Genomic DNA, 12,654 nt, shown 5'->3' on the forward strand with positions numbered 1-12,654 from the left:
TTTCGGAGCTAAACGCGACCTTGCGAGGGCTCGATGGCCGGCGCGTGCTTATTCATGATGGCGCTACGGTAAATCCGTTTTCGACGTCTTCCGGATCGAGGCCTGCCATGTTTTCGATCGTCGTCGCCGAAAGCATGCGCTGGGTGACTTTCTCGGCATTGGCGAGGGCGCCCGACCTGACGAGACCCTGCCACCACAGTGCCGCAAGTCCCGCAACATGGGGGCAGGCCATGCTGGTCCCGCTCATCAACGCGAGGCCGTTTTTCAGGGCGGCCGAGACGATATCCTGGCCGGGAGCACAGACCTTGGCGCGGCCGTTCGAAAAATTGGCGATCTCGAACCCGGCGCCGTTCTCGCGCACCGCAGCGACGGAAATGACACCTTTCGCCGAGGAAGGGAGCGAGGCGGAGATGCGGAAGCGAGGATCGCGATCACGTTCGCTCTCATTGCCGGAGGCGGCCACCACGATCGGACCTCGGCCGAAGGCGCGCCCGGCTTCAAGCACGTTCATGACCGAATCGAACATCCGCAGATTGTCCTTGAAATGCTCCAGTGCGATCGACGTGGCGAGCGCAACGGGATAGCCGTCCTCCTCAAGCTCCCGGACCATGCCCGGAAAATCGTAGCCCAGCGACATCGAAATCACGTTCGCGCCCTTGTCGGCGGCCCATTGCATGGCGCGGTAGACGGCAAGAGAATCGCCGCCGCCGCCATCCTTGAAGACCTTTCCGATCAGGGCCTGCTTGATATTGCGCGCGATCCCGATGCGCACGCCGTCGACGTCCTTGCCGAAGATGGTGCCGGCGCAATGGGTTCCGTGACCGTCTACGTCGCCATTGCCGGAACCGCCGAAATCTTCCTCGACGATATCGACACCGGCGAAAGCAGGTTGTTTCCTGTCGATCCCCGTATCGAGGACCGCAACGACGACATTTGATCCATCAAGATCGGTGCGATCGGCGCCGATCGCCCTGATACCCCAGGAGGAGGCGGGCGCGTTGCCGGCCGCCAACGGCGCTTTTTCCACCGGAGCAATCAGGCGGACCGGCATGATCAGGCTGACGTCCCTGACAGCCGGATTGCGTCGCGCCTCACGCAGTTCCTTTTCGGAAAGTTCGGCATCGTGGACCTTTATTTCGCCGTCGAGCGACTTTGCGCCGGCAACACGTGGTCCCGAGCGGTAGCTCCGGTTGGCTTTCTTGATTTCCAGGATCGCATATCTGCGCACCATTTTCGTGTCCCTCGTTTGTAAAGAATGCTGGTGTCAGCCAAGCACAAGCCTTCGCGTCGGATCGCCGTAGAAGACGTAGGAAGACCAGGTCTGGTCGGACGTAAAACTCATCTCTCTCACGGCATGGCGGGCCTGGCGAAGCGATTCAGCAAATGACAACCCGGAAAGTTCGTCACGTCGGATCAGGCGCCACCACAATCCATATGATGTCGGGAAGATCTGGCGATAGAAGGCGGTGGCGAAGGGGGCCGCAAACTCGTCCTGGATCGGCCACTGACTGCCGATGAAGAAGCTTGCATTGTTGAGAAATGCCGATGCAAAACCGTAGACGTCCTCGGCCCGCTCCCAGCTGGCTTCACGCGATGTGCCGCAACCGTTGATGAAGGCAAGGAGCAACTGATTGGGCCGCGTAGACAACGCCTCGGCAACCTCTTTCGCCGTCAATCTGTCGTTCAACAATGGCAAGAAGCTCTCGCCGGCGTCAAGCGGATCGAACTCGGCATGGCCGGCGTAATGGAAGAGATGCGAGCCGCAAAGCGCTTCGAGAACCTGTGCCTTGGTCGCGGCCGGACTGACAACGATGATCTCGGCGCCCCAGGCACGTACCGCATCCGCCACGTTCTGCGCCTCTGCCTTGACATGGGGCAGTTGTTCTTGGTCAGGTTCGAGTTGTGGCGCGACGATGGCGACCTTCAACCGGCTCGTGCGCAACCCATCCGCATCGGCAAGCGTGTCGCCCGAGACGGTCCTTCCAATCGCATAGCGTAAAAGCAGCGGGTCTCTTTGTCCGTCGCTTGCCAATTCAAGCGGAAACCAGAGCAATGACTTTGACAGGTCGAGGCTCATCGCGCCGCTTTCGAACTGGCTGGTGGTAAAACGGACGCTTTCGGGCAGCGCCTCGTCATACAGCACCTCCGACACGCGCTGGAGTGCGGTGTCGAACTCCTCGCGGTCCCCGAACGCCTGACCCTCTGCGATCGACACGAGAAAGGGCAGGGCTTCCTTGGGAAGACCTTCGATCCGCGCCTTGGGGGCATCCACCGCAAGTCTGATCAGGTTGATTGCGGCTGGCGCCTCCACTTCGAAACGAACGGCGTCCTCGCCGACCTCGTCGATTTCCAGGGCAAGTTGCGGATCATCCTTTGCAGTCGACCAGCGCAGTCCCCCGACGCGGCGCAGCAGGAAGCCGGTCGGACCGCGACGCGTCACGATGATGAGCGGGAGAGCGACAAGTGCCAGGATCGCCAGGGAAAGTTTGTAGGGATTTTGGTAAAACGGCAATCGCACGGAAAATTTGGAACCGACAGGTGTGGCGCTATTCAGAAAACCATCCGTGACGATGGGCTGGACCTTGTAGGTTTCCTGGTCACCCAGGTCGGTCAGGTCGATGCGAGCCGTTGGCCCGCTCACGCTTCTTGCTGCATTCGGTATCGGCGGGTCGTAGCTGACCGTTGCGGTTTTTCTGCTCGGCAGTCCAACGAGACCCGGAAAATTAATCGTGTAGGCGATCGCGGTCCTATCGATCACACCGCCTTCGGCAGGCCCGCTGATATCGATCTTTGGTTCGGAAATGGGCAATGTGATGCGCGTAAGAGAGGGTCCGCTGGCGATCCAGAGGCTGTTATCTGTGCCCGGGATGATGTGATCGACCCCCAATCCAAGCCGCGGGTCGATATTCCGCAGGGAGCGCCACTGGCCGTCCCTGGCGCTTCCCTCCCAACGATAGATGCCGGCGTCGGTCGCAGCCAGCAAACCGTATCGCGGATGGGCGGCAAAGGAGCGGATCAGATAGGGCTGCTCCTGGCCGTCGCCCGCCGGGCGCTCGACGATCGACCATGTGTCATCGGCCCTCTTCAGGAAGATCGTTCGTCCCCAGCCGCCCGAGACGACCGCATCGGCGCCCGCCACATTCGCGGGCAAGGCGACTGCACCAAACAGGTTGACATTGCCAAAGGGCGATGGCTCGAAAGGCCCGAGCGTCAGCTCGTGTCGACCCTTGAGCGAAACCGTGAGCGGGCCGACGGACAGAAGTGTCCCCTGATCGTCGAAGACGAGCGCGCCGATTGCGGACCCACCGATATAGGAGGGTGCCTCAAGTACGTTCTCCCACCGCCCGCCCCGGAGACAAAGAACGTCCGTCGACCAACTCAGGCCGGCGCAGATCTCGCCAGACGAGGAGACCGCAAAAGACGCAACAGCGCGGGAACCTTCGCTGATCGGCAGCGGATAATCGGCCACCCGTTCTGGCGCATCCGCAGCGATTTTAAAAAGCCCGTCGGCACTCAGCGACCAGGTCACCCCGTCATTACCCTTGGCGAGCAACGCACCCTGATAATAGGCGGACGCGGGCAAAATTGCCTGCTTCGGCGAAAAAAGCGGCAAGGCGCGGAGCTTTTGATCGACGTGCCAGACCCTGCCGGACATCATGCCGACGATCGCGCCACCCCCGCTATCGGCAAGAACGGAGGCGATCTTGTCATCGGGGGCAAACCGGTACTCGCGCGACAGATCGAGATATCGCCACAGTCCGCTGGTGCTTGCGACCCATATGTTCGACATGCCATCATCGAGAAGCGAATTGGCACTGATCGATCCGACACTGCCGGGAGACCACTCATTCCAGCCGTGGGCCTCGTTTCTGTAAAGGGCATTGGTCGAAAGCCAAGTAGTACCGTCGGTCTGGCGATAGGCCGCGCGACAATTTCCCGCCGCAAGGTCGGTTGGTGCCTCTGCCGGATCGAGGGGCACGGCCACGCATTTGCTATCGGTGCCCGCGAAAATATAATCGGCGGAGAAGCTGACAGAGCGGACAAAGGCGTTGGGGCGGACATCGAAACGTCTGGCGGACGATGGTTTGCCGGAGGTCTTGTCAATGATTGAGACCTCGCCGCCTTGACTGACGGCGACGAGCGCCTCGCCGGCAAAACCGAGAAATGACGCCGATGTTGCGACCGGGATGACGACGTCCGAGACCGCCGCCCGAAGGGCTGAAAGTGCTTCTGTTTGCTGCAAGGCAAAACGACTGGAGGCAACATAAAGCGTGCCGGCTTGTGACCTGGCCAGCGCCCAGTCTCCGGTCGGGCAGCCACCGCTTCCCCTTGGGCAGGCTCCGTAAAGCGGCGAGAGTTGTTTGTCTTTCCAACGCCACAGGCTGTCATTGGCAGAGCCGACGATAACGGCGCCGTCGCCGACCTCGACCATCGACTTGACGATGATGGACTGGCGGGATCCGGACGGCACAAAATCCGGTACCTGCACCGCGACCCCGTCATAGGAGGCGACACCGTCCCTCGTGCCGAGGAAAAGCCGATCGTTCTTGCGCGACAGCGCCAGATGCGTGATGTTCTGCTCGGGAAGCGGGACGGGGATGAATTGCCAGACACCGGTCACGCTTTTCAGGGCAAGATCGGCGGGCAATGGCGGCGGGAGCTCTGACGCCAGCGACAGTCGTACCCCCAACAATGCGGGCACCGCCATTGCGAGCCTTATCCAACCCGGCATGCCCATGACGCCGCCCCCGCTACGCCTCAACCCTCAAGGGAGGCTAGCCGCAAACTAGCCGCTCAGCAAGTTGTATTCCTCTAAAGAACATTTAAGAATTGCAGCGCGCTGTCGGTATCGAGAGCAGATCGGACTGCGCGGGCACGGTTGTTGTTGTTCAGCGTCTGCCGGCGGGATTTCCATTTTACCGGTGGCGTGAACACCTTTATTTCGATCGCAAGTCTATCAGTCCTTTGGGGGTCATATGCTCAGACAATATGTTGTTCTTCCTGCGCACGGGTTTCGCTCGCCTGTCCTCGCGGAGGCCGCGGCTCTCAAAGCAACCGTTCCGCTGGCGGCGACGGCCGGCTCGGCGCAACCGCACACCAGAGACGCGTCAAGCAGGGTCCAGGTGATCGACGCTGTCAGCGCCGATGGGCCGAAGCTGGTGGAGATGACCCCGGAGGGAGAGCTGGAGCTGCGGCTGGAGGAGCCGGACCTCAAGATCGTGCCGCTCGTGACTTATGAAAAACTGCGGGCGATCTACACGGTCAAGCGAGCGGCGGCGGCAGGCGTTCTGGCGCCGGCGGGCCAAGGAGCGAGGCTTCGTGTGGAAGATAGCCAAGGGAATGCCCTGGCGGGTGCCCAGGTCGTTGCTTTTACCAACTTCCGCAACAGGGCGGGCGATGACGGTCTGACAGACGCCAACGGCAATATCGATCTTCGCATCACGCCAGGCGCGACCCTTGAGCGGATCTACGTCTATGGACCGGCCCGCTATTGGGGACGGTTCGAGCGCAATTTCGTGCTCGACGCGGGCGCAAGCCTGCAACTGCAGCCGATCGACCTCGCACAGCCCAACCTTGCTCTGGCGCGGTTTCGCAGCCATTTGCCCGCCACGGCAGGCCAGGGTGTGGTGGTCGGGATCGTCGACACCGGCATTGATCCGAACCACCCGCTCTTGCCCAACGTTTCCGGCGGCGCAAACATGGTTCTTGAAGAAATCAAGGATGATCCGGGCGAGGTCGCCGACTGGGGCCCGGCGGCAATCGATGGGGAACATGGAACTCATGTTGCCGGGATCGTTGCGGCCCGCCCCACCGACGACATCAACCTTTCGGGCGTTGCGCCGGGTGTGACCCTCAGAAGCTATCGTGTGTTCCCTCACAATGGGGCGAATGCGACGAATTACGACATCATGAATGCGATCGACCGGGCGGTCCAGGATGGTTGCGACATCATCAACCTCAGCCTTGGCGGAGGCGATGAAGACGAGGCAATCAGGGCCGCGATCGGCTCGGCGCTCGACAATGGCGTGCTCGTGATCGCCGCCGCCGGCAATGACGGTCGCAAGCCCGTCAGCCATCCCGCTGCCTTGCCGTTTTGCATCGCGGCGACCGCGATGGGATGGGAAAACAGCTTCCCGGAAGGCTCTTCCGAGAGCGGCGACGTCGCCAAACCACGCGGCGCCAACGGCTCCTTCGTCGGGGCGTTTTCGAATTTTGGCCCGCAAATCGACCTGACGGGCCCGGGGGTCGGGGTTGTATCGACCTTGCCGGGAGGCGAATTCGGGGCCATGAGTGGAACCTCCATGGCCAGTCCGGCATTGGCTGGATACGCGGCCTATCTTTTGGCGCAGGAAGTGACTATATTAGGCCTGAACGGTGCTGAGAAGTGCACCGCCCTTAGAGACAGGCTCTTCGGCTCGGCCACGCCTCTCGGTTTTGGTCGGGATTTCGAGGGCTTCGGACTTCCGGGATAGGATGATCATGAGCGACATGGTTATGCAACAGGTGATCTTGAGGAAGCAGAACCCGAACGGGTCGTCTTCCAGCGAAGCTGCCGAGAAACTCGGGCGGGCGGGGGCCGTCGTGGTCGATCGAAAGGCGTCGTCGCTGTTGATCGAAGGCGATGTCGAGACCATCCGCAACGTGACAAAAGGTCTGAGCGGCTGGATTACGTTCCCGATGAAGCAATATTCTGTTCCCAGTACACGAAAGAAGGTCGGCTGATCAGTTCAGCCGACTTCGCTTAGGTCCAGCCCCCTTATAGAATGGCCGTGGAGACGAACCCATGGTTCATTTCCGTGTCCTTGTGCGCCCGACGGTCCGAGAAGGGGCGATCATCCGAAACCTCAATTTATAGTTGGAGCAGCTATACTTCTGTCGCAGAAGTATATTATCCTGGTTCGCCTGACGATGGGGGATCTTGATGACTGATCTGGAGATGAGATTGCAACGGCTTCGTTCTCTTAACAGGACGATCATCGCGCAGGATCCTGCGCTCGCCGAGGAAACGGCGGACCTCGCACCCAAGGCGATCGCATCCGCCAAGCTTGCGGTCGAGCGCGATGCAGGTGCCGAAGCGAGACCGAAGAAGGACCGCGGCTTCTTGGCCGAGATCCAGAAGGAAAGCATCATCTTGCGTCGCGAAAGGCCAGTCCTGGCCATACGCGACAACAAGCCCGAACTGGTCTTCAAGGACCTGGCCGACAGTGCAATCTGGAAACAGCGCCTGACCGACGCCGCTGGCGCGCTGGACATCGCCATTCGCGCTGCTGGACGCATCGAGCTTGCCGGAAGCGAGTTTGACTGGATTGGCACGGGCTGGCTAGTGCGCCCCGACGTGGTAGTCACCAACCGGCACGTGGCGCGGGAATTTGCGGAACGAAAAGCAAACGGATTGGTGTTCAAGCAGGGCAGTGGTGGTCCGATCACGGCAAGCGTCGATTTCCTGGAGGAAATCGACAACCCTGACGAACTGGTTTTTCGCCTCGTCAGGCCGCTTTACATTGAGGACGAGCCAGGCCCTGACGTCGCCTTCTTCGAAATCGAACTGGCAAGCGGCGAGGCCAGGCTGGCGCACCCGATCCCGCTGGCAACCAGGCCCTCGACGAGCCAGGCGGTGGCGGTCATCGGCTACCCGGCGTTTGACAGCAGGATCCCGGATATCGACCTGATGGAAGATCTCTATGGCAAGGTCTACAACAAGAAGCGGCTGGCCCCGGGCGCGATTACGGCCATCGATGACGGAAAACTTCTCCACAACTGCACCACGCTTGGCGGTAATTCCGGGTCCTGCGTCCTCGACCTTGCAAGCGGCGAGGCGTTCGGACTTCACTTCAGCGGTCGGTTCATGACGACCAATTACGCTGTCCCGGCCAACACCGTGCGTGCGCTTCTCGACAAGGCGCTGTCGACCGGATCGTCAGCGGCGCCGGCGACACGGCGTGATACCAATATAGCTGTGTCGACTGCGGTACCGGATATTCCACAAGGATCAAGCCGTTCCGCGCCAACGCTCGCGACGACGTCCGTAACGATCCCGCTGACGATCTCGATCAGCATCGGCCAGCCGGTCGAAAACCGGGCGCGCGCCGCAAATGCCGCGCCGGACGCGGCCGCGCCGGCTACAGACCTTGCGGGTGAAGAAGCGGCGATTGAAGACTATCGCGATCGCCAGGGTTATAGCGCCGGTTTTCTGATCCCGCAGGCAGATGACAATAGCGACGGCCAGAGCGCAGAAGCGTTTGTCCCCCTTCCCCACGTTGTCGGCGACCCGGCCCGGGATGTGCTTTCCCACAAGTGGAATGGAAAGGACGAGACCGTGCTTCGCTACCAGCATTTTTCGGTGGTGATGAGCGAGAGCCGGCGGATGTGCTTTTTCAGCGCTGTCAATATCGATGGCGCCCTTGCAAAGAAGACGAAACGGCCGAGCTGGCGATGGGACCCGCGCATCCCCCGAATTCAGCAGATTATGAACGATTGTTATGGAGATCCGCCGAGGTTTAGCCGTGGTCACATGACGAGGCGGGAAGACCCGGCCTGGGGCGACCCGGTGACGGCTGCACGCGGCAATGCCGATTCCATGCATGTCACCAATGCCACGCCGCAGATGCAATCGTTCAATTCCCCTGTCTGGCTTGAACTGGAGGACTACGCTCTCGGTCACGCCCGCCAGGACAGGATGCGGATTTCAGTGTTCACGGGGCCATATTTTACCGACAAGGATCCGACGCTTTATGGCGTGAAGATCCCATTGCGGTTCTGGAAAATCATCGCCTTCATCCACGACGAAACCGGCAGGCTCTGCGCTACGGGTTATGAGATGGGTCAGGAGGCGGCCTTGCGTCCTGAAGAGGAATTTGTCTTCGGCTCATTCAACTCAAGTCACGTCAACGGGGTCGTGCAGACCCGTATCGCGAGCATCGAGGCGAAGAGCCATATCAGCTTCAGCAAGCTTGCCGCGCTGGATCCGCTCGCCGGGGATGACGAGGCGCGTTTGCCTGCCGAAAGGCGCATCAACGATCTGAGCGATATCCGGTTCGCGGGGTGATCGTGGGCCGGCGTGTTGCTCGCCCTCGAGATTCAGCTTCGGCATTTCCTCGAACGCCTTCTTCGACGAGTGGACTTCGTAGTCATAGTTCAAGGTCGTTGCGATCAGGCCTTTGCCGTGAGGCCGGATGAGGACCGTGCGCATGCGCCGGAACAGAACGGTGCGGGAGATGGCGGCGACCTTCGACTTCCGCATCCCGTCCCGTAGGACAACGAAGGCGTCGCCGCCCATCTTGTCGGGCGTCAGGTAGTAGGGCTTGTCGAAGTAGACGTCATCGACATCGGAGCTGGGGATAAAGGCCTCGATCTCCAGAGTTTTGTTCGATTCCGGGATGGTAGCGGCGACCTCGTCCGGATCGATGATGATGTATTGACCATTTTCGATTTCGAAGCCCTTGGTCTGCAGCTTCTTCGGGACCGGCTCTTCGGTCTCACCGTCGATGAAGACGCGGTTGACGCGGTTGCCGGTGGCCTTGTTGATCGTGTTGAATTCGAACCGGTCGGAGGTACTCGCTGCTGTGTAAAGAGCTGCCCCGCAAGAGACTTCCCCGAACTTGATGAAGCCCTTCCACTCGGGCCCTGTGTCTACTCGCCATACCCGTTACTCCTGAATCGCTACTGGCAAATCAAGTTCTGGCAGGTGCCATTCGCGCGATGGAACGGTGACTACAAAGTCTGGGAAATCCCGTTCGCTTCATATGATGATCTTCACCACCGTTGGGAGACGGTCGAGGAAGCTGCGAAACGGTCGGAGCCCGAGGAACGCCGGAAGCGTGCCGAGGCCCGCAGGGGGACAGAGGAGGAAGCCAGAGCCAAACGACGAACGACCGAACGAAGGAAACGCAGACTGCCGGTGTCAAGCGACGACCTCCCGCCACTTGGGAGACCGGTGGCCACAGCAGCGTATGGGATCCTATTCATCACCGATGTGTCGGGCGAGATCGTCGACCCGGAACAGGTCGCGGAACATCATCCGGCCGCGACTGAAGAGCATGTGTGGGCCGGATGGCGCCCCTCTATTCTTGATGAACTCGTCCATACCTGGCCAGCAAGGTCAGAGCCTGGGGAATACGAAAGGCTTCGGGGATGGTGGAACCCGACACTCGACGAGCTCAGAGAAGCAAGAACGTCCGCCAAATCCCGCGAACGACGGAAATCGGAGTACGGGTGGTACTGCGCGCCGCGGCGATCGCCCTTAGCGACTGAAAAAATGAGTCCCGGCAAATAGGGGTCGGAACAAGATCTGTTCCTGGCGACACGCTAAGATCGAACGGACCGTGAACCCTCGTCGCGAATCCGCATAACCGTCTGTCTGCTGAGTTTCAGCTAGATTTGCGCCATTTTTTCTTTTTGCGTTGTACCACCTAGTTGCATTTATGGTGTTGATCGAAAACATCTTCTTGCAGTGTGGGCGGATCCGTCTGAAACGAAAAAGTGGGTCAAATTCGTGCGATAATCGACACCGGTGAAGCCAAAGTGCTTGATCGAAATATTACGGGTTCGGGCTCCCATCAAGACTTGTACTGACCATACCGCTTCGGTGGTTGACGCGGACAAGCATTCCTTTATCGACGCGTATAAGAATAAGAAACGTAAAATTCTTCCTTGCAACCGAGAGTTATTTGATTAACACTTCATTATGGTGCCAGGGGGAAATAAAAATGCGAATACTACTTGTTACGCTGACGTCAATTTGCGCTGGTTGCGCTGTTCTACCAAGCAAAAGCGACCTGGATGGTTTTGCCGCCGCCACATCGAGCAGTGCGAAAACGGTTGCTGCCGCCGTCTCAGCAAGCAATCAGGTGGCCACAGACCAGGACGAGCAACTGCAGGCGATACAATATATTCGCGGCGGCAGATATGCTCTTGTAGAGTTGCCACAGTCAAAGCTGACTAACAGACTGGATGCGGATCAGCTCCAAATACGCCTTGCGGCGATTAGCGATCTGCAAAACTATGCCAACGCGGTCGGCAAAGCCGCCGATCAGGGAACTGTCGATCAACTTGAGGCGTCGGCTGAAAAGCTGACGAATTCGGTGGCGGCTTTGGCCACCGCGATGGGCGGCTCTCCGATGGTCGCGCCAGCGATCAAAGTTGTGGGCCGCGCGGCCGCGTCTGCGGTCTCAGATACTTACGTTAGGCAGGTGCTGGATGTCGTTCGTAAGACGGATCCTGTGGTAAAAAACCTAGTCGATCTTCTCAAAAATGACCTTGGCCCCCTTCAAACGGATCTGTGGGTTCAAGCTACAGCCTATGCCGGGCTTCGCGACCAGCAACTTGCGGTCCTGCGACGGGATCCGCGTGTCAACAGAGCAGCCCTCTACGAAGCCTACATGAATGCACGCTCAGATGTTAAGGCGCGATACGCTTTAGGCGATGCCGCCACTCCGATTTCTGATCTCCTTCAGTCAATCCACGACACGCACCACGCGCTAACGACCGGTTCGGGCGATATCGGACTGACGATAAAGCGCCTCAGCGCATTGGCAAAGGACAGTGCGGCACTTATCGAAGTCACGAAAAAGGATGCTGTAGAATGACGCCCAGTGAAGAGTTTGACGCCGCAGCGCAAGAGGCACAGGAGATGTTCTCGAAGTTTCCGCTCGACGATATTAAACAGCCAAGTGCGATTCAGGAGTGGTTCGATAAACTAAAACCGTCGCTCTGGAAGGCTGATGCCGGCGTCAACGCCGCGAGGCTTGCGATCCTTATTGCCGACTCAATCAAAGTTCTGATTGCGACTAAGTCATTGTCCAATGACAGCGAGAAAGCAGAGTTTGCCAATTCAATCCGCGTCTTGCAGTCTCACTACTTCCTGGCGAGGAAAAAAGCGATGGAGGAGACGGCTTCACGCTACACAATTACCGCACAACTTCGCGCCCAGGCGGGGACGCTGAATAAGGCGTATAAAAAGGTTATCGCAAGTACGGCAATCCTCAATCAGCTCGGCGATGCGATTGATGGCCTCACATCGCTCGTTGGCGCGCTCAGATGACTTGAGGTGTTTGTACGTTTGGACGAGCATCACGCGATCTTAGCTCCTCGACCGAAAACTCTGACAGATGCAGAGATGCATGTTCTCGTGGCGATTGCGTATGCCGACCAAGAGGGGCTTGGTGATAAATTCCTCGATATTGAAGACCCTGCAGAATACATACCTGTTATGTCTGTTGAGGAAATGGATGCCACCACTTCCGATCTAGTGATCAACGGCTTCATAAATGAACGTGATATTATTGGATCAAGAAATATTCGAGCGACGCAGCTTCTCTTTGAGACATTCGATGCTCAGGTGATGGGGTGGAGTACGGATGCAGATGCCGTCAAGCTTGCAAAGCTGATGTTATAAAATCCGGAGCATGATTCACCCAGTTTGGCCGAGAAAACAGAATGGCCGCTTCGACGGATCAATCCCACCATCCGTAATTTGATGAACGCACATCCTGAATGGCTATGGCGCGATGATTTCGGACAGCCCTATCCATCACACGGTCTGGTTATCGGCCGGCGGGAAAAATCCGGTCTCCAGCGTTTTATCGCTGACCATGGAAAAGCAGTCACGGCATAGGATAGTGAACAACCTCGCCATCAAATCCGCTGGACTGCGGA

General features: G+C 59.0%; 9 protein-coding genes and 1 pseudogene. 7 read left to right on the forward strand and 3 right to left on the reverse strand.

All coding sequences use genetic code 11. The features are described 5' to 3' along the window. Positions 1-52 precede the first annotated feature (52 nt). Together CFBP5499_RS28930 and CFBP5499_RS28935 are read right to left on the reverse strand one after the other, a co-directional pair. Positions 53-1,231 (reverse strand): S8 family peptidase, encoded by a 1,179-nt coding sequence (locus tag CFBP5499_RS28930; RefSeq protein ID WP_130932620.1) that lies wholly within the window; start codon positions 1,229-1,231, stop codon positions 53-55. Between the two features lie 33 nt (positions 1,232-1,264). Beyond that, positions 1,265-4,738 carry a CHAT domain-containing protein gene (locus tag CFBP5499_RS28935; RefSeq protein WP_080830745.1) on the reverse strand — a complete coding sequence of 1,158 codons (3,474 nt, stop codon included), beginning with the start codon at positions 4,736-4,738 and terminating at the stop codon, positions 1,265-1,267. A gap of 385 nt (positions 4,739-5,123) precedes the next feature. On the opposite strand from CFBP5499_RS28935, the gene CFBP5499_RS28940 reads away from it, so the two are divergent. The 3 genes from CFBP5499_RS28940 (at position 5,124) to CFBP5499_RS28950 (ending at position 9,046) form a co-directional block, all read left to right on the forward strand. Further along, positions 5,124-6,473: a S8 family peptidase gene (locus tag CFBP5499_RS28940; protein WP_158523323.1), complete on the forward strand. Its 1,350-nt coding sequence runs from the start codon at positions 5,124-5,126 to the stop codon at positions 6,471-6,473. Between the two features lie 7 nt (positions 6,474-6,480). Next, on the forward strand, positions 6,481-6,723 hold the full coding sequence (locus CFBP5499_RS28945) for a hypothetical protein (protein ID WP_130932619.1): 243 nt from the start codon (positions 6,481-6,483) through the stop codon (positions 6,721-6,723). Between the two features lie 220 nt (positions 6,724-6,943). After that, on the forward strand, positions 6,944-9,046 hold the full coding sequence (locus tag CFBP5499_RS28950) for a DNA/RNA non-specific endonuclease (protein ID WP_158523322.1): 2,103 nt from the start codon (positions 6,944-6,946) through the stop codon (positions 9,044-9,046). Positions 9,047-9,169: 123 nt separating this feature from the next. On the opposite strand, the pseudogene CFBP5499_RS28955 reads toward CFBP5499_RS28950, so the two are convergent. Next, positions 9,170-9,538: pseudogene (locus CFBP5499_RS28955) on the reverse strand (Ku protein); the annotation flags it as partial. On the opposite strand from CFBP5499_RS28955, the gene CFBP5499_RS30720 reads away from it, so the two are divergent. The 4 genes from CFBP5499_RS30720 to CFBP5499_RS28975 all read left to right on the forward strand — a co-directional run bounded on the left by CFBP5499_RS30720 (position 9,422) and on the right by CFBP5499_RS28975 (position 12,394). Beyond that, the gene (locus CFBP5499_RS30720; RefSeq protein ID WP_233284304.1) at positions 9,422-10,273 is read left to right on the forward strand and encodes a hypothetical protein; all 852 of its coding nucleotides are present in this window, start codon (positions 9,422-9,424) and stop codon (positions 10,271-10,273) included. The pseudogene CFBP5499_RS28955 and the gene CFBP5499_RS30720 overlap by 117 nt on opposite strands. A 433-nt stretch (positions 10,274-10,706) precedes the next feature. After that, entirely contained in the window at positions 10,707-11,585 is an 879-nt protein-coding gene (locus CFBP5499_RS28965) for a hypothetical protein (RefSeq protein ID WP_012478051.1), read from the forward strand. Next, entirely contained in the window at positions 11,582-12,040 is a 459-nt protein-coding gene (locus tag CFBP5499_RS28970; RefSeq protein WP_080830741.1) for a hypothetical protein, read from the forward strand. The genes CFBP5499_RS28965 and CFBP5499_RS28970 overlap by 4 nt, the downstream gene beginning before the upstream one ends. Positions 12,041-12,058: 18 nt before the next feature. Next, positions 12,059-12,394, forward strand: coding sequence for a hypothetical protein (locus CFBP5499_RS28975; protein WP_130932618.1), 336 nt, complete (start codon positions 12,059-12,061; stop codon positions 12,392-12,394). The last annotated feature ends 260 nt before the right edge of the window (positions 12,395-12,654 follow it).

Origin of the sequence: Agrobacterium tumefaciens (assembly GCF_005221325.1) — a bacterium.
Taxonomy (GTDB): domain Bacteria; phylum Pseudomonadota; class Alphaproteobacteria; order Rhizobiales; family Rhizobiaceae; genus Agrobacterium.

Coding starts and splice junctions, on each gene's coding strand:
- CFBP5499_RS28965 (WP_012478051.1), top strand. CDS start 10,707: ATGCGAATACTACTTGTTACGCTGACGTCAATTTGCGCTGGTTGCGCT.
- CFBP5499_RS28970 (WP_080830741.1), top strand. CDS start 11,582: ATGACGCCCAGTGAAGAGTTTGACGCCGCAGCGCAAGAGGCACAGGAG.
- CFBP5499_RS28945 (WP_130932619.1), top strand. CDS start 6,481: ATGAGCGACATGGTTATGCAACAGGTGATCTTGAGGAAGCAGAACCCG.
- CFBP5499_RS28930 (WP_130932620.1), bottom strand. CDS start 1,231: ATGGTGCGCAGATATGCGATCCTGGAAATCAAGAAAGCCAACCGGAGC.
- CFBP5499_RS28935 (WP_080830745.1), bottom strand. CDS start 4,738: ATGGGCATGCCGGGTTGGATAAGGCTCGCAATGGCGGTGCCCGCATTG.